The following is a 17807-nucleotide window of genomic DNA, read 5'->3' as shown; positions in this document are numbered from 1 at the left end:
GTCTTACTCCTGCATCATCCGTTTCCACATGCCATAAGCGGCGCGCATGCCCGTCTCATCCGATACATGACCACGCGGTCCGGCCTCACCCTGCTCTTCTTTCTCAATCCCGCGGTTTACCAGGATCGGCAGTTCGGTGCCGCCCTCGACGCCGCGCTGAATGCGCTCCCAAACCTCCGCATCGTCGGGAGAGCCGAAGCCCATGGGCCCCTGGAAGTGCTCGTGCAAACGCAGGCGTAGACGGTTGGCCGCGTCGGGCCCCCCCTCCATACCCAAGGCAATATGGCGGATATCGGTCTTGTCCACGGCAACCGGCGTCAACACTCGGAAAAACGCCATCGAGCACGCCACATTGGGAAAGAGATTGAGGTTGAAGCCAGAACCGCCGACTGCCCTGACGATGCGGCGGACCTGGTCGTCCGGGTAGCCCTCGGCGCGCAGCTCGTCAGCCAGTTCCTCGAAGCGCTCCGGGATCTTGCGCTCCAGATCCGCCTCAAGGTCAACCAGTTCGGGGATCATGACCATCACGGAGTGCCCGTTGCCTAAATCTTCCACAAACCCCTCACCGTCTAGAAAGGTGAATGTGTCTTCGGCTTCGGCATCGAGCGACTGCAAAAAGGATTTGTGTACGATGGGAAAGTGATAGGCATCGGTGGTGTTCTCGAGCTGTACTTTCCAGTTCATGGGGACCGAGAACTGGTGCTCACCCATGGTTTTCACCGGGTAGCCGCCACCTTGCTTCATGAAAAGATCGATCCACTTTTTGGCAGCACCGAGAAACTCCTCGAGCGGCTCGATATCATCGTTGAAGGTGGCGAAGATCATGCCGTTATAGGTCTCGGTGCGTAGGGAGAAGAGACTATGCTGAGCCTTGTCAAACGCCTCTCCGTACTGTTCGGGGTGTGGAATGGCCCGCAGACTGCCATCAAGCCCGTATCCCCAGCCATGGTAAGGGCACTGGAAAGAGGAGGTCTTTCCTTTGTGGATCTCGCACACCGTGGCGCCTCGATGCCTGCAGCGATTGAGCATTACATGGATGTTCTGCTTACGATCACGCACGACGATGACCGGCTCGCGACCGACGGTAGAGAGCTTGAACGATCCCTTGTCAGGTACTTCGCTCTCGTGGGCGACCCACACCCAGGTCTTGCGAAAGATCTTCTCCTGCTCCTGCTCGAAAAGCACTTCGCTGGTGTACATCGTTGATGCCACCTTGTCGCTCTCGACCAACCGCTCCGGGTCCAAAGTAATATTCTTGATATCAATCAGCTGGTTCACGATCTTCTCCTGATAGCGTTAACTGGCGGCCTTATATGCCAAGCCTGCTCGTTGGAAAGCGACAGTTATTCGGGAACGACCAGTTCGCGACCAATTCGCGCTTCAACGCGAGCGTATTTCCAGAGTTTGTAGGTGCCATCACCGACGGGCGTGGTACGGAAGAAGTTGCAGGCCTCGACGACCGTATCGTAGTCCGGTACATCGGCCATGATGTACGCCGTCCAAGGAGCCGTAGCGGAAGGGCCGACCATAATGCGGTCATCATCCATGATGCCCAGGATAGTGACGCCGGGCAGATTATCGATGCCTTGCATCATCTGACTGAAGGCCTGCCAGACCTGCTTACCTTCGTCGGCGGTGGCATTCATGAAGTTCTGGTTGATACCGATACAGAAAAGTACGCGTTGCATAATGATGTTCTCCGTAATGAGTGGGTCAAAAGTCGGCTACAGATAGCCCGGTAACGGATCGTGTCCGAAGAAAATGGCGCCCGCATTCTTCCAGGTCACCTCGCCCATGAAGGCATGCTGAGTGCATAGTTGAGAGTCACGCAGGATGCGCGATAACGGGTGAGCGTTGTCGGCACCGCTCATTCCGCTGATGCGATAGAGCGATTGGATAGCGTCGGCGCATTCGTGCGTCAGGTGGGTGGTGGATAACCGCAACAGGTTGACCTGATCGCGATCTGGAACACCGCCTTGCTCGATGGCTTGCCAAGCATCATCCGTGCTCTTATAGAAAAAGTGGCGAGCCGACTGCACCCGAGCTTCCGCCTTGGCAATCGCAATCTGCGCGTACTCGCGCTCGCCAAGGTTAGGCGCACCGGTGATCGATTTTCGCCCCTTCACCGAATTCCGCACGATATCGAGCGCCTCTCGAGCCATTCCAAGCGTGGTGACCGAGAGCACTTGGGCGGCAAACGAAAGCGATGGATAGCGAAAGAAAGGGCCGTCGATGGTGGGTTTACCTCCCCGAACGAAGGTCCACTCTTCGGGCACTTCGACATTCTCGACCACAAGATCATGACTGCCGGTGCCCACCATTCCGATCATGTTCCAGGTCGGATCGATCTGGACTTGAGAGCGAGGCATTACCGCCATCCGCGGCAGCGCGCCCTGCTCCTCGGGTAGAATGCCCACGCCACAAAGCGATGCGCCCATACAACCGCTGGCAAACTTCCAGCGACCGCTCACCTTGAAGCCGCGCTCGGTACGCTCGGCAGGCTGCGGTGGAAAGATACCCCCGGCAAATACTACATCCGGGCTCTCCCGCCAAACTTCCTCTAGCGTGCTTTCAGGCAAGGCGGCAAGATAGGCGGGGCTCATGCCGAAACTGGCTACCCAGCCAGCCGATCCATCGGCGGTTGAAATCGCTTCAACCATGCGAAGAAATTCCGCCGGGGACTTTTCATCACCACCGAATCGAGCAGGCACCATCGCACGGTAGACGCCAATGGCCTTGAATTGGTCGATGATATCCGAGGGAAGGTGGCGTAGCGCCTCGATCTCCTCACGTCGAGCGCGAATATCACCAAGCAATGCGTCAAAACGGGCCTTGCCTCCCCACTGTTCTTTATCGACGTACTGCGGCATGCTTGTCTCCTTGTTTGAAGGTTGCCTCCAGTGGCATTCCCTGTTGCATCAGTTGCCAGCTGGCACGACATACACCCGCATCGTCACCGCCACGCCCTATCACCTGCATGGAAACGGGAAGCCCCTGATACGGCGGCAAAGGAATGGATAAAGCGGGATGGCCAGAGAGGTTGAAAGGACGCACGAAAAGCGAGATGTTCAAATCCTGACGACCTGCCAACGCCTCGCTTGCTTTCATCGGAAAATGCGGTAGGGTCGGCAGAACCAGATAGTCATGACGCATCAACAAGCGGTCGACTTCGGCGGTGAAGGCATGGCGGACTCGCTCGGCTTCGGCAAGCTCTGTATCAGACGTTGAAGCCGCCGCGTTCAAACGCTTGGCAACATCGTCTCCAATTTTGCCGCTGCCCAGCAGCGCTTCACAGGCAAGATAGGTTTCCCGGTTGATGACCGTCATGGCCGCATGAAAGGCTTCGGCCATCAGCGGTAAGGCCACGCTCTCTTGCTTGGCCTCGGCTTGGTCGAGCTGCTGCCCAAGCCCATTCAGAATGGACGATTCGGCATCGACGTCTATAACTCCCAACGAGCCTAACTCCCCGGCTGGCGCCACCGAGAAGGTGGGATCTACCGCCGCCATGAAGTCGATCAAATCCTGCAAATTTGCCGTCAAGGGGCCAACACAGTCGAGGCTGCTCACCGCGGGCATGATGCCTTCCCGACTCAGACGCCCGAAAGTAGGTTTCAGGCCGTAAACGCCGCAGCAGGCCGCGGGTACGCGAATGGAGCCACCGGTGTCGGTGCCGATACCGATATCGGCCAGTCCTGCCGCAACGGCGGCCGCCGAGCCACTGGAAGAACCACCGGTAACCAAATCCGGATAACCGGGGTTTTCCGGTGTGCCTGTCCAAGCGTTCACTCCGGTCATGCCAAATGCCAGCTCGTGCAAATTGGCTTTACCGACAATGTGGTAGCCTGCCTGAAGGGTGCGTGCAACGATATCCGCATGTCGGGATGCCGGCGCGATCTCGGCCAGCGCCGCCGAAGCAGCCATCGTAGGCAATCCCTCAATATCGATCGTATCCTTGACGACAACGCGTTTACCGCCTTGCCCCAGATCTACGGCTGAAGTAATTACTGTCATGTTAGATCGCCTCTGTAGACATATCACATGAAAATTCAAGTATCTAAACCGACTTACCAAGCCATTTTTAGTGACTGCCAATCTCACCCTTAATAAACGTTAAAGGATGAACAGTACCAACTGAGGAACGGCCAGCAATAAAGCAATACACAGGATATAAGGCGGTAGAAAGTACCCGACACCGCGAAAGGTTTCGCCCATGCGTAACTCGTCGTCCAAGCTTTTAACAATAAAGGCATTCACGCCCACTGGCGGCGTAATCGCTCCCATACTGGTCACGATGCACACCACAACGCCGAACCAGATCGGGTCATATCCAAGTGCCATCGCCACTGGAAAAAAGATGGGAATCGATATAATCAAAAATCCCATCGCATCCATCAGAGCGCCGCCGATAATGTAGATAAGCAGAATAAAGGCCATAACTAATATGGCAGGTAAAGGTAGTGCGGCAGCCCACTCACCGACCATGTAGGGCAGTCGAGTGATGGTCAAAAAGCGACCAAAAATCACCGCACCCGCGATCAACATCAAAATCATGGCGGAGGATTTCAATGCGTTGGCCACGGCCTCCTGAAGAACGGTCCAGCTCAGCTTACCCTGCACTAAGGTGATCAGCATGGCACCGACGCAGCCAACCGCCGCCGCCTCCGTCGAGGTAAACCATCCAGCAAAGAGCCCGCCCAGCACCAGCATGAACAGTACGGCGACCTCGATGACCCCCTTTAATGAGCGCCACCGCACGGACCAGGAAGAACGACTTCCCTGAGGTCCCATGTGAGGTTTCAAGCGACAGATTAGTACGATCATGGCAATGAACAGCACTACCAGAATGAGCCCTGGTACGATGCTGGCGAGAAAGAGATCGCGGATAGCAAGCTCAGCCTGCAAGGCAATGACGATGAGTACTGAGCTCGGCGGGATAATGACGCCAAGTGTGCCGCCTGCCGCCACGCTTCCGGCACTCAACGCGCGGTTATAACCGAACTTTTTCATCTCCGGTAGCGCGATGGTGCCGACCGTGGCGGCTGTTGCCGTGTTCGAACCACTGACGGCCGCAAACCCGGCACTACTCAAGATCGTGGTAGTTGCCATGGAACCGCGCAAGTGGCCAATCCAGGCATAGGCCGAGGCAAATATTTTCTCCGTAATTCCTGAGCGAAACAGTAGCTCACCCATAAAAATAAACAGGGGAATGACACTTAAAGAGTAGCTTGACAGCTGCTCCCATATTCCCGAGCTAATAACGTTATAAGCCGCAATAGGGCTTGTCATATACAGCATGCCAAAAAAGCCCACTAAGAACATGGCAAAGCTGATAGGCATTCTTAAAAGAATGAGCAAAAACAGACAAAGTATTCCTATCAGGGCTACCATCGTCATACTCATTGCGTTATCACCTTTTTAAAACTGCTTATAAAGTCAGCGAACAGCACAAGGCAGAAGGCTGAAAAACCCAACGCGACCAGATATACAAAGGGATAGATAGCCACGCGCAGCGTTTGTGACAAAGAGCCCCGCTGCATGGCATTAACCCCATACTCCCATAACTTCCAAGCCACGACGGTAAAGAAAAGAAAGCTAGTCAGTGCCACCACTACGGTTAAAATGGCTTGAATACGTAGCGGAAAGTGAGCAACAAGTAGGTCCAGCTCTACATGCGCTTTAACACGTTGGGAATAGGCCAAAGAGAGTGCGACGACGATAGCGGTTAACCATCCCACTACCTCTGTAGTCCCACCGAAAGAGGCACTAATTTGGCGCATGACGATATTGCCTACAACGATAAATACCATCATCAACAGTGCCGCACCGGCGATATAAAGCAGCAACAAACTAACCAACCGATTTACCCTATCCATATGCGAGCCTCCTCGAATAATCAATAAACACGTGCCGAGCCGTCGCGGAATGCATTAGCTGCACCATTATTGATATTCGTTGATTAGCTCAAGGTAACGATCATATAGCTCGAATGCCGGAAGCCCCTTAGACGCCACATCGTTCAGCCTGTCCTCGTTCAGAGGCTGCAATAGATCAGACCAGCGCTGCGCTTCACTATCCTCGAGTGTCAGTTGCTCGACATCATATTTGTCTGCCGCCCAAGCGAGCGACTCCTGAATATGCTCATCCAGATAGCCACCCGCGAAGGAAGCCATTTCCGCCCCCAAAGCATCGATTTCCTGCTTTACATTATCGGGCAAGGAATCCCAACGCTGTTGATTCATGACAGCGACGAAGACGACATTGGTGAGAGGGTAATCGGTAACATAGCTAACGTTACGTGCATACTGCAGATCCATTAGGGTTTCGCGAGAACCCACGTAGCCGCTCACGATACCAGCCTGAAGCGCCTCACCCGTTTCAGACTGCGTCAGACCCACGGGTATTCCACCCAGTGCTTGAACAACTGCTGTACTATCTCCCGGAACGCGTATCTCTTGTGCTTCGAACTGTTCAAGCGATGTCACTGGTGCCTGAGTATGCAAATAGCCAGGTTCGGACGTGAACGCCGTTATAACCTTGAACCCCTCAAGCCCTGTTTCTTCGGCCGGAAATTCACCGATCAGATCAAAGAGTGCTTGGCTCGCCACGCGTGAATTAACCTCAATACCCGTTATACTGCCAACGAGGTTAATGAGCGGAAAACGACCGGGCTCATAGGAAGTCGCTGAAAGTCCGATATCGACGACACCATTCAAAACACCGTCGTACATGTTTGAAGCACTAAGCAGCGTCCCACCCGGAAACGTATTGACCGAAACTTGCCCATCGGTTCGCTCGTTGAGAAGCGTGGCCCAACGTTCCATTTGCACAGCCGGGAATGTCTGCGCTGGCGCGAAAAACGCATAGTTTAAGTTTATTTCTTCAGCAATAGTGCAAGCGCTAAACAATAGCCCAGCGCACCCAACTCCTACTCGCAGCTTCCACTGCTGGCTATAAGTTTTTTTGAGTAGTTGAAGCGGCTTATTTATCATAGGTCACGACCTCTATTTTATTTTTTTACTGGATATACATGTAACATCAAGCAAAAAAACATTCAACATCACATGAAAAATAAAGTAAATGCTAAGCGTTTTACTGCAAAATCAAGGCCAAACTCAAAAATCCTCAACAAATCATAAGTTTATTATTAAATGTAAAGAGATTAATTTTTGGAAAAATTGTTTTTTTAACCCTTTTCGCTCATCAGATGCACCAAATAGAGTCATGGGCGAGCTGGATGCACCTTTCGGAAGATGCTTTTATCAAACAATTCTATTTTTTAGCTTTTATTATATGACGCTAAAAACAAGGGGTATCAACGTATAAAGTGCTCCAATAATCAACAGTAAGCCAATTACATTTAACCAAACACCTGCACGAATCATGTTTTTAATCGGCAAATCCCCCGTCGCAAACGCAACCGCGTTAGAGGGTGTCGCGACCGGCAGCATAAAAGCACAGCTCACTGCAAAGGTGACGACTATCGTCATCAAGAATGGATCAATGCCCAGCCCCGTGGCAATCGCACCCATAATGGGGAAAAAAGCAGCTGCGGTAGCGGTATTACTGGTCAGCTCGGTTAACAAAATAATGACCAGAGCCGTTATCGAAAGAATTAAAATCGGTGGCAAGCCAGCGAGTCCGGACACGCTCTCGCCAATCCAAACGCTTAGCCCCGTTGCGGTGAACTGAGCAGAAAGCGTCAAACCACCGCCAAACAGAATCAGAACGCCCCAAGGCACATCGCGCGTTGCCGACCACTCTAATAGCGCCCCTTGGCCTTTGGTGGCCGGGATGATGAACATCAGTAATGCCGCCAGAATGGCAATGCTGGTGTCATTGATATTGGCAAGCCACGGCAGCGCTGATTGCACGACTGCAAGCTTGCCGAGTAGTGGAACAAAAACCCAGAAAAACACCGCCCCGGCGAATACCATCAGCACGCGCTTTTCTTCCACAGAAAGCCGACCCATCTCCTTAAGCTGGGCCTCGATCATAGCCCGCCCGCCCTGAATGTCCTCGACTTCAGCGCGAAACACTAGCTTGGTGAGTACAAACCAGGCGGCGATCAACATGGCTGTCGAGAAAGGCACACCCAGCAGCATCCAGTGCCCGAATCCAATACTGACTCCGTGAGTATCTTCCATATAGGCACGCATTAGTGCCATGGGCGGTTGGCCGATCAATGTTGCCATCGATCCAATGGTGATGGCGTAGGCGATCCCCAACAACACGGCGGCGGAGAATTTAGGCGTATCGTCGCCATTGCCCAACGATTTAACCAGCGCAATGATCGAGCCACCGATCGGCACCATGATCACCGCAGTAGCGGTGTTGCTCACCCACATGGTGATAAACCAGCTGGCGAACATCAGTCCAAAGACAATTTGCGCAGGCTTAGTGCCTACAGTGAGCACCGTCAGCAAGGCAAAGCGACGGTGCAGATTCCAGCGCTGTGTCGCGAGACCCAGCAGCACGCCTCCCAACACAAGAAACACAATGCTATGCGCGTAGGGCGAAGCCGTCGCCGAAATAGAGGCAATGCCAAAGAAAGGGAACAGGACAAGCGGCAAAAGCGATGTCGCTGGAATAGGAATAGCTTCTGTCATCCACCAAACCGCCATCAACATGGCGATGGCCGCGACCAACCGCGCATTGAATGCCAAGGTGTCTGGTAGCAAGAAAAATATGGCTAAACTCACCGCAACACCCAGCAAAAGTGACAGAGGCCTGAAAGGTGAGATATCGGTACTGGAGTCACCGTTGGCCGTTACGTGAGAGTGCGACATGCGAGGTTCCTGATAATTTTCACACTCACAATTGTTGCGCTTGGCTTTCTTGAGAACCAATACCTATCAGGTAGTGTTATATACCCGATTGAGCAAGTTCACGATGAACATCTCAGTATTTGCGTGTTAAAAACATAGTTTAGTTAGAAAAACAGCTAACGAGCATGGCGTTGTCGCAACGATGCCCCCATCAGAACATGTTTCAAAAGAATCGCTGCCAAGTACTATTTACGACTAATGGATTTCAAGACGCCTATAGCGCCTTGTACGGTCGTGTTGACCATCACTATAAACGCGCCTGATTTGTGGTTAACACCATAGGTTTTCCTGGCAAGTGAAATCAGCATGCCATACCCAAGCGAACGCTCAAGCATGACTTAACACTACTCGAGCGACTCATAAAGCAACCCCATATGGGTCTTCGCGATGGTCTTAAGCTCCCCAGGAGCTTGTAACGTAAACCAGTTCGGCCAGTTGCAGATGGATATCGAAGTGCTGCTCCTGTGAGAAAGTGTTCAGCACCCAGGCCATACGAACCATGCGCGATAGCGACCGCGACATACTCGACAAGTACAAGGAGACACCAAAGAAGGCATCGAGGTGAATTCGATTGAGTGCTGGATCGGCTCATGCACCTTTTCAGCAGGCCAAGGACTGTGCTTGAGCCTGCTCGAAGAAATACGCGGACGCCTGCCACAACGCTAGCCTCAGACGGTCGCCACCGGCGTTACTGGTGAGCCGATGGCCCCCGGTAGCCGCAAGGGCGGCGCGGTCAGAAAGAAACGTGTACGCCGGTGCGCGTGCAGCCACTCGGCCAGCGGCCCCAAGTGCCAAAGCTCGGCCAACGGCAGTCCCAACTTGAAGAGGCAGTGGTGGTGCAGCGGCAGCTTGCAGCAGTCAGTCTCGGTTAGTTCATGATCGGCATTTTCGACCGCATAGTTATCGGCGCACAGCGCGGATATCTGGCTATCGCTGATCCATTCGAGCAGCGCCTTGTCTCTGCCGTCCAGTACGGCGCCGGTACGCTTGAGCGTGTCCAGATCCGGTGAGCCGTTCATTTTGACGATTTCTTCGGCGAAACCCGTGCGCATCACCAGCATATCGCCGGCCTCTACCGTCACGCCCAGCGTTTCCAGTGCATGCATGAGTTCGTGATACCCCACCAGCGTGCGGCCGGGACCGAATACACGCGCCAAGTCCACGAGCACGCCTCGCCCCTGCATGCCGTGCATCGCCATGTTTTCCACCCCGAGGCGCTTGGCTCGGGATGGGCTCTCCATATCCTCGGCGTTACCAGGGCCCTGTATATGCTCTTCGGCACGATAGCCGTTGTAGTAGCACCGCTCGGCTTTGCCATCGCCGTTGGCGTCGAATAGGGCCCCCACGTGTGCCAGCGAATCCCACTGGGAGGAGTACTGAAGCGACAGCAGCACCGCATCGTCGCTGATGACATCGACAAGGCCCGGGCGAAGGTTGGAAAGTGCAAAGTTGAGATACTGATCCTCCCCTAGCCGAGTGGGTGACAGCCTGGGCGGGAAGCGACGAGGATTCAGCGCACTTCCTCCGGGAAGGTCCAGCGGTAATGAGAGCGTGAACACGTTGCCGGTTACGATCTCCCTGGCGCCCTTCAGCACCTGCTCCGCGGTAAGCAGATTGGCCCGGCCCAATTCATCGTCAGGCCCGAAATCGCCCCAGTTGGAGCCTTCGGGGCGCTGTTGCCAGCGCGCCGTCGATTCAGACATTTTCATTGCCTTCGCCCCCTTTCTGTTCCATGGCCAATGAGATCACACGCTCCAGCGCTTCACGCGTCGTTTGCCGGGTACCCGCCTGATCCCATTCGTAAAAACCACGTCCCGACTTGATGCCTAGCCATCCCTTCGCTACGTGCTCTTCCAGCAGCCGGGACGGGGTATGGGTATCTTCCAGATCTTCGTAGAGATAGCGGGCAATATTCAAATGCGTATCGAGCCCGTTCAGATCACGCTGCATGAGAGGTCCATTGAGCGCCAAACGAACGCCGATGGAGAACTGGACGATCTCGTCCAGCGCCTTCGCGTCCACCACTCCCTTTTCCAGCAGGGAAAGACACTCACGCATGATGGCGTGCTGAATACGATTGGCCACAAAGCCGGGAACGCTTTGCTTGAGCACCGCCGGGCGCTTACCGATGCGTGTCAGAAAATCACAGGTCCGGTGGATCGCAGACGATGTAGTGGCGGCGCCGGGAATGACCTCCACGGCGGGGATCAGATCCGCCGGATTGAAGAAATGCGCCCCGGCCAGCCTCTCGGGGTGACGCATGTCCTGGCCAATCGCGTCGATCGCAAGCCCCGAGGTGTTAGTGACGATCAGCGTACCGGTACCACAGTTCGCTTCGGCCTCGGCAATCACCACACGCTTGATCGCCAGATTTTCCGTCACGCTCTCGATGACAATGGTGTCATTGCCCTCTCGGGACCAGCCCGTCTGTACCTCGAGCTTGCCTACTGGCGTGGCAGCATCGGAAAACGCCAGGTCGATTGCCTGGCGACAACGCTCGAGAGCGGCGTGATGAGTGTCGATCATCCGTACCGATATACGATGTGCCAGCATCAGCTTGGCAAGCGTCACGCCCATGGTACCGGCGCCCACGATCACTACGCGATCAACCGATTGCGTCATTTCTTCTGCCTCATTGTCGATGTCGTGCAAAACCTGACCAGCGTCGTCGATGCCGGCCCTTGTCCGCTTTTCATGAACTCGCCGAATCAACCTCACGGCCTGACTGGCGAGCAGCTTGCGACTAACGTCGCATTGTTAGCCCGCTTAATAAGCTCAATCATCACCACCATGCGAACACAAGTACGCTATACGCACAATTAAAGTATCTCAACACTCGGAGAATCGCCATGCAGGCTATGGCCAACTTCTTTACGCGACTGGTCAGCCGCTATATGCCCGACCCTCTGGTGATTGCCGTCCTCTTGACGGCCGTGACCATCGTGCTTGCCATGCTCGTGGAGGGAACGTCGGTATTCGCCGCTACGCGCTTCTGGGGCGATGGCTTCTGGGGCCTGCTTGCGTTCAGCATGCAGATGACTGTCATTCTGCTGGCGGGCTACATCCTCGCCAAGACACCGCTGGTCGATCGCCTTCTCGATCACATCGCGGGCCTTGTCACCACGCCCTTTGCCGCCATCGTCGTGGCCACCCTGGTCGGCGGGGTCGGCAGCTGGCTCAACTGGGGGTTTGGCTTAGTGATCGGGGGTATCGTGGCTCAAAAACTGGCGGTGAAGGTCAGAGGCCTGCATTACCCTCTGGTTATCGCCGCGGCTTACTCCGGCTTTGCCCTTTATGGCATCGGGCTTTCCGGCAGCGTACCGCTGCTGATCGCCACCGAGGGGCATTTCCTGCAAGACGAGATGGGACTGGTGCCGCTTTCGCAAACCATCTTCTCGCCGATTCTGCTCATTACCAGCGCGCTCATCATCGTGACGCTGCCGCTGTTCAACGCTTGGCTGCACCCTAAGCGCCCTGAGGATATCATCGAGATCGACCCTGGTGCCGTCGAGAAACCGGCAGCACCGACACTGGGCGATACCCGAGACGCGACGCTTGCCGAACGTCTCAACCATAGCCGGATCGTTGGCATCGGCATCGGTCTGCTGGGTATGCTTTACGTTGTGCTCTACAGCCTGGATGGCGGATCGCTGAACCTCAATACGGTCAACTTCACCTTCGTCTTTCTCGGTATCCTGCTGTTCGCATCACCCGCCCAATACCTGGCCGCGCTCAACGATGGCGTACGCATCGTATCGGGTATCATCATTCAGTACCCCTTCTACGCTGGCATCATGGGTATTCTGGTGGGCTCGGGGCTGATGGTGAGCTTTGCCAACCTCTTCGTGGATATTTCAAGCGCGACCACCCTGCCCATCTGGTCGTTCGTCAGCGGCGGCGTCATCAATATCCTCGCGCCTTCCGGCGGCGGTCAATGGGCGGTGCAGGGCCCAGTCATGATCGAGGCGGCCACCGAGCTGGGCGCGTCCCATGCCGCAACGGCGCTGGCGGTACAGATCGGTGACCAGTGGACCAACATGGTTCAGCCATTCTGGATTCTTCCCGTCCTGGCCATTTCGGGTCTAAAACTGCGCGACGTGATGGGCTACATGGTATTGATCCTCATGTACCTGGGCATCATCTTCGTGGGCGCGGTATGGCTCTGGGGTTATCTGGGCGCCTGATAAACACCGAACGACAGGAGCAGTGACGATGCCCTACATGATCGAAACTTTCGACAAGCCCGGCCAGCATACGCTGCGCCTCGAGGTGCGTGATGCCCACTTGGCCTACCTCGAAACCCACAAGGAACGCCTGCTGGCATGCGGTGCCAAGCTATCCGATGACGGCGCCCACGCTACTGGCGGGCTTTACTTGGTCGACTGCGAAACGCGCGAGCATGCCCAGGCCCTGATCGACGAAGACCCGTTTAGCCAGGCAGGCCTTTTCGAGCGCGTCGTCATCTGTCGCTGGCGTAAGGCCTACCTAAACGGCATTTGTCATCTATAAACCCGGTATAGCCCCAAGACGGAGCCCCCCATGCTATTTCACGTGGAAATGGTGGTAGAACTTCCCAACGACATGCCTTCCAACATGGCCGACGAGATCAAGTCTCGGGAGAAGGCGTATGCCCAGCAGCTCCAAACCCAAGGCAAGTGGCGCCACCTGTGGCGCATAGCGGGCAGCTACGCCAACGTCAGTATCTTTGACGTGGAAAGCAACGCAGAACTGCACGAGCTGCTGTCCGGACTACCGCTTTTCCCTTACATGGCCATCACGGTGAGACCGCTGTGCCGCCACCCCTCCTCTATCCGGGAAGATGATCGCTAAACGGCGGTCTTGTCTGTTTTTTCACTTACTGATCAGGAGCACTGTATGACGACTCCCTTTGCTGTCGTGACAGGCGGCGCCCGCAATATCGGTCAGGCGATCGCCCTGCGTCTTCAGCAGGATGGCTACCGCGTCATCGTGCTCGATATCGTCGAACCCGACGCCCCGTCGCTGAAGGAGTACGCCTACCAGGTCGACCTTTCAGACGCCAGCGCGACCCAGGAACTTTTGTTGAAGGTGACTCAGGATCTCCCCGTAACCTGCCTGGTGAACAACGTCGGCATTGTGGCACCGGCGCTTTTGGACGATACCGACATCGACGATTTCGACAAGCTGATGCACTTGAACGTGCGCGCGGCGCTGGTCTGTACCAAGGCGCTCTTGCCCAAGCTGCGAGAAAGCGGGGAAGGCCGTATCGTCTTCAACGCCAGTCGCGTGGTGCTGGGCAAGGAAGCCAGAACCCTCTACAGCGCCACCAAGGGCGCCGTACAGGCCATGGCACGCACTTGGGCGCTGGAGCTTGCCCAGGATGGCATTACCGTGAACTGCGTCGCACCGGGGCCGATCGCCACCACGGCGTTCTGGGAGAACAACCCGCGTGACTCCGAGCGCGCGCGGCGCATCATCGATAACATTCCCCTACGGCGTATGGGCCAGCCCGAAGAGGTCGCCCAGGCAGTCAGCTTCTTCTGTGACCAGCGCAGCGGCTTCATTACCGGCCAGACACTTTTCGTCTGCGGCGGTGTCACCGTCGGCTAAGCCGCCTACACGACGCCACTCTCCTGTAAGCGGCGAATCGCTTCGTCGCTCTTGCCCAGCAGGCGGCCCAACACGTCCCGCGTATCTTCACCAAGCGCCGGCGGTGCCTTGGTGTAGCTCAGCGACGTTTTGGAGTACTTGATGGGGTTGGCAACGCCGGGCACGCTTCCAAAGGCGCCCGGCACATCCACCTTCATTCCCCTGGCTTTTACCTGCTCGTCCTCGAAGACCTGCGCGATGTCTTGAATGGGGCCGCAGGGGACACTGATAGACTGCAAGAGCTCCGTCAACGCCGCGCTATCAAAGCTCTGCGTCACTTGGCGGATGATGGCCACCAGCGCTTCGCGATGCTGAACCCGCATGGGGTTAGTGGCAAAGCGTGGATCATGGGCCACCTCGGCCAAGCCGACGGCGTTGCAGAAACGCTGGAACTGGCCATCGTTACCGATTGCGATAATGACTTTCTCGCCGCCCGCGGTAGGGAACGGCTGATAGGGAACCAAATTAGGGTGGTATTCCCCGGTACGTTTCGGGGGCGTGCCGCTACAGAAGTAATTCAACGCCTGGTTGGCAAGCCAGCTCACCTGCACGTCTAGCAGCGCCATGTCGATATGCTGGCCTTCGCCGGTCTGGTGGCGGTGATGCAAGGCACCGAGTATGGCAATGACGGCGTTCATGCCCGTGGTCAGGTCCGCTACCGCCATGCCCACGCGCTGCGGCCCGGCGCCCGGCTCATCGTCCGGCACACCGGTGATACTCATAAGCCCCGCCTGCGCCTGGATGAGATAGTCGTAGCCCGCCATGCTGGCCATAGGGCCGGTCTGCCCGAACCCGGTGACCGAGCAGTAAATAATGGCCGGATTGATCGCCGCTAGACTCGCGTAGTCGAGCCGCTTGCTCGCAAGCCCACCCGTCTTGAAATTCTCCACGACGATATCGCACTGCTCGGCGAGTTCATGGAGCAGGGCCTGGCCTTCCGGTCTAGCGATATCGACCGTGACCGAGTGCTTGCCCCGATTGGCCGAAAGATAGTAAGCCGACTGGGGCGGCGACTGCCCCTCACCCTGCCACCAGGGTGGCCCCCAGTGGCGCGTATCGTCGCCAAGCACGGGGCGCTCGATCTTGATCACCTCGGCGCCCATGTCCGCCAGTATCTGCGTACACCAGGGGCCGGCCATCACCCGGCTCAAGTCGAGTACCCGCACTCCTTTCAAAGGTCCAGCCATGGACGCTCCCCTGCTTGATGATGATCATGGCCCAAAGGCCATCCTGAAACGCTCACGACTCCAGCTGCCTGTCCTTGCCAGCCGCGCGCCGCTCCTGAAAGAACTTGAACAGCGCATAGGCGATGGACCCGAATGTCAGCGCGATGAAGAACCAGGTGATAGGTCCGCGAACGAAAACCGATAGATCCCCGTGACTGATCAACAGCGAACGTCGAAGGTTATCCTCGAACATTGGCCCTAGAATAAAGCCGATCAAAAAAGGCGCGGCAGGTATGCCCGAACGATTGAAGAGATAGCCCACCAACCCGAATACCAGCATGAGCCAGATATCGAAGGTCGAATTGTTGACCGCGTAGGCGCCATAAACACAGAACATCAACACGATTGGGAACAGGATGGACTTGGGAATATCAGCAATGAGCGAAAAGTACTTGATGGCCGCATTACCGACGACCAGCAGGATGAGCGAGCTGAACATGATGCCCAGGAACAAGGCGTAGATCAGCGAGAGGTTCTCCTGGAACATGATGGGCCCGGGAGTCAAACCATGCACCATGAAGGCGCCCAGAATGATGGCGGTAATGACATCGCCGGGAATCCCCAGCGACAGCAGAGGAATCAGCGTGGCGCCCGCAACCCCGTTGTTGCCCGCTTCGGCAGCGGCTACACCCTCGACTTCACCCTTGCCGAAGTTGGCCTTGTTGGGCGAGCGCCGCCGAGCATCGCTGTAGGATATGAAAGCAGCGGCCGTTGCACCTGTGCCAGGGATGGCGCCGATCAGTACACCGATCAAGCTGCCCCGGATGATGCTTTTCAGGCTGCGCTTCAACTCTGCCAGGGTCATGCCCGCACCGCTAGCCTTGGCCTTGATGTGAGGCACGATCTTCTTTCTATAGAATTCCAGTATTTCCGGTATGGCAAACAGACCGATCAACAGCGGAATGAAGGAGATCGAATCCATCAGGTTGTAGTTGCCAAAGGTAAGACGCTGCGAACCGAAGACTGAATCCAGCCCCACTAGCGACAAAAGGATGCCCATTAAGGCAGCCAACAGCCCTTTCACCATGGAGCCGCTGGCCAGCGAGATGATGATGGTCAGAGAGAAGCAGATCAGCCAGAAGAATTCCGGCGCGCCAAAATTGAGCGCTATTTTGGCCAGGTACGCGGCAAAGAAGATCAGGGCGATATTGGAGATAAAGTCGGCGATGACCGAGGAGAAAAGCGCCGTTTTCAGCGCCTTTTTGGCATTACCCTGCTGCGCCATGGGATAGCCATCAAGCAGAGTGCAGGCCGAGGCAGGAGAGCCTGGTGTTCGAATCAATATGGCCGTGATCGACCCGCCGTACATGCCGCCCTTATAGATACCCACGAGCAGCAGAATAGCGGCGACCGGCTGCATCGAAAAGGTGAAAGGCAAAGCCAGCGCCACCGCCATGGTAGCCGTGAGACCGGGAATCGAGCCGACGGTGACACCGATGACGACACCCAGCGCAATCGCGATGAAATTATCGATGCTCAAAAATAACTGTAAGACTTCCGAGAAGTTTTCCATAAATCACCTAAGCCGTACGTTGCTGTCGCGTCTTTAGAGGGGCATCAACGGAAGAGGAACATTCATCACGTTGACAAAGAGCAACGTCACGCCAACGGGAAAAGCGATGGCAAAGCCATACGCCCACCAGGTTCTGACGGGATGAGCCAGAAACAGGAGAACGGTCGCCAAAATGCCGGTCACGATCGCCCCCAGTGACTCGAAAAAAAGAATGTAGATCAATACGGCGACCAGCATGATGATGAAACGACGCAGAGGCCCTTTCACCAGTTTTCGCTCATCGTTTTCGCCATCCTGGTGAACCAGAACCCCTTGCAGGATCAGCAGAATGGAGAAAGCAAACATCAACCAGCTGACGATGTTGGGTAGCCACTTGGGCGACATCATCGGGTTCTGAAGAATGGGAGGCTCACCGATATAGTTAGGTACGAGATAGAGCGCCAGGACAAGCGAAATCACCAGCAGTATGACGCCGGTGATAAAATCCAGAGAATCTTTGATCTTTTTCACGACATTGGGACCGGAGAACGACATAACTGCCTCCTAGGGAGACACGTTAAAGTAAGCAAGAAAGGCGAAGGCCGTTGCGACCTTCGCCCTTGTTCTACCAACAAG

At 55.7% G+C, this 17807-nt stretch carries 17 protein-coding genes; 4 read left to right on the top strand and 13 right to left on the bottom strand.

The features are described 5' to 3' along the window. Window positions 1-3: 3 nt before the first annotated feature. The 10 genes from MQW23_RS10620 to MQW23_RS10575 form a co-directional block, all read right to left on the bottom strand. Window positions 4-1278, bottom strand: a complete 1275-nt coding sequence (locus tag MQW23_RS10620) for an aromatic ring-hydroxylating oxygenase subunit alpha (RefSeq protein WP_252108067.1) — start codon at window positions 1276-1278, stop codon at window positions 4-6. A gap of 65 nt (window positions 1279-1343) precedes the next feature. After that, a complete protein-coding gene (locus MQW23_RS10615) occupies window positions 1344-1688 on the bottom strand; it encodes an IacB protein (protein ID WP_252108066.1) in 345 nt (114 codons plus the stop codon). A gap of 36 nt (window positions 1689-1724) precedes the next feature. Then, window positions 1725-2870, bottom strand: coding sequence for an acyl-CoA dehydrogenase family protein (locus MQW23_RS10610; protein WP_252108065.1), 1146 nt, complete (start codon window positions 2868-2870; stop codon window positions 1725-1727). Beyond that, entirely contained in the window at window positions 2851-4011 is a 1161-nt protein-coding gene (locus MQW23_RS10605; protein WP_252108064.1) for an amidase, read from the bottom strand. The genes MQW23_RS10610 and MQW23_RS10605 overlap by 20 nt, the downstream gene beginning before the upstream one ends. Window positions 4012-4110: 99 nt before the next feature. Beyond that, on the bottom strand, window positions 4111-5400 hold the full coding sequence (locus MQW23_RS10600) for a TRAP transporter large permease (RefSeq protein WP_252108063.1): 1290 nt from the start codon (window positions 5398-5400) through the stop codon (window positions 4111-4113). Continuing rightward, on the bottom strand, window positions 5397-5873 hold the full coding sequence (locus tag MQW23_RS10595) for a TRAP transporter small permease (protein ID WP_252108062.1): 477 nt from the start codon (window positions 5871-5873) through the stop codon (window positions 5397-5399). The genes MQW23_RS10600 and MQW23_RS10595 overlap by 4 nt, the downstream gene beginning before the upstream one ends. A 66-nt stretch (window positions 5874-5939) precedes the next feature. After that, window positions 5940-6989: a TRAP transporter substrate-binding protein gene (locus MQW23_RS10590; protein WP_264297483.1), complete on the bottom strand. Its 1050-nt coding sequence runs from the start codon at window positions 6987-6989 to the stop codon at window positions 5940-5942. A gap of 297 nt (window positions 6990-7286) precedes the next feature. Beyond that, complete coding sequence (locus MQW23_RS10585) at window positions 7287-8786, bottom strand: SLC13 family permease (RefSeq protein ID WP_252108060.1); 1500 nt, start codon at window positions 8784-8786, stop codon at window positions 7287-7289. A gap of 707 nt (window positions 8787-9493) precedes the next feature. Beyond that, the gene (locus MQW23_RS10580) at window positions 9494-10534 is read right to left on the bottom strand and encodes a cyclase family protein (protein WP_252108059.1); all 1041 of its coding nucleotides are present in this window, start codon (window positions 10532-10534) and stop codon (window positions 9494-9496) included. Next, window positions 10521-11447, bottom strand: coding sequence for a 3-hydroxyacyl-CoA dehydrogenase NAD-binding domain-containing protein (locus MQW23_RS10575; protein ID WP_252108058.1), 927 nt, complete (start codon window positions 11445-11447; stop codon window positions 10521-10523). Before MQW23_RS10575 ends, MQW23_RS10580 begins: the two co-directional genes overlap by 14 nt. 227 nt (window positions 11448-11674) lie before the next feature. Between MQW23_RS10575 and MQW23_RS10570 the strand changes: the two genes are divergently transcribed. From MQW23_RS10570 to MQW23_RS10555, 4 genes are read left to right on the top strand one after another with little or no spacing between them, the layout of a single operon-like run. Beyond that, window positions 11675-13009, top strand: a complete 1335-nt coding sequence (locus MQW23_RS10570; RefSeq protein WP_252108057.1) for a short-chain fatty acid transporter — start codon at window positions 11675-11677, stop codon at window positions 13007-13009. A 28-nt stretch (window positions 13010-13037) separates the two neighbouring features. Continuing rightward, the gene (locus tag MQW23_RS10565) at window positions 13038-13334 is read left to right on the top strand and encodes a YciI family protein (RefSeq protein ID WP_252108056.1); all 297 of its coding nucleotides are present in this window, start codon (window positions 13038-13040) and stop codon (window positions 13332-13334) included. Window positions 13335-13364: 30 nt separating this feature from the next. Next, window positions 13365-13655 carry a muconolactone Delta-isomerase gene (gene catC, locus MQW23_RS10560; RefSeq protein WP_252108055.1) on the top strand — a complete coding sequence of 97 codons (291 nt, stop codon included), beginning with the start codon at window positions 13365-13367 and terminating at the stop codon, window positions 13653-13655. A 45-nt stretch (window positions 13656-13700) separates the two neighbouring features. Further along, the gene (locus MQW23_RS10555; RefSeq protein ID WP_252108054.1) at window positions 13701-14414 is read left to right on the top strand and encodes an SDR family NAD(P)-dependent oxidoreductase; all 714 of its coding nucleotides are present in this window, start codon (window positions 13701-13703) and stop codon (window positions 14412-14414) included. Window positions 14415-14419: 5 nt separating this feature from the next. Here the strand turns inward: MQW23_RS10555 and MQW23_RS10550 are convergent, their stop codons facing one another. From MQW23_RS10550 to MQW23_RS10540, 3 genes are read right to left on the bottom strand one after another with little or no spacing between them, the layout of a single operon-like run. Beyond that, a complete protein-coding gene (locus MQW23_RS10550) occupies window positions 14420-15640 on the bottom strand; it encodes a CaiB/BaiF CoA transferase family protein (protein WP_252108053.1) in 1221 nt (406 codons plus the stop codon). A gap of 52 nt (window positions 15641-15692) precedes the next feature. Then, window positions 15693-17192 carry a tripartite tricarboxylate transporter permease gene (locus MQW23_RS10545; protein ID WP_252108052.1) on the bottom strand — a complete coding sequence of 500 codons (1500 nt, stop codon included), beginning with the start codon at window positions 17190-17192 and terminating at the stop codon, window positions 15693-15695. Between the two features lie 33 nt (window positions 17193-17225). Beyond that, the gene (locus MQW23_RS10540; RefSeq protein ID WP_252108051.1) at window positions 17226-17726 is read right to left on the bottom strand and encodes a tripartite tricarboxylate transporter TctB family protein; all 501 of its coding nucleotides are present in this window, start codon (window positions 17724-17726) and stop codon (window positions 17226-17228) included. Window positions 17727-17807 lie beyond the last annotated feature (81 nt).

Source organism: Halomonas sp. S3-1-1 (genome assembly GCF_023757625.1).
In the GTDB taxonomy this organism is placed as follows: Bacteria; Pseudomonadota; Gammaproteobacteria; order Pseudomonadales; family Halomonadaceae; genus Vreelandella.
Note: the sequence above shows the minus strand (reverse complement) of the source record. Positions and strands in the feature narration are given on the sequence as shown.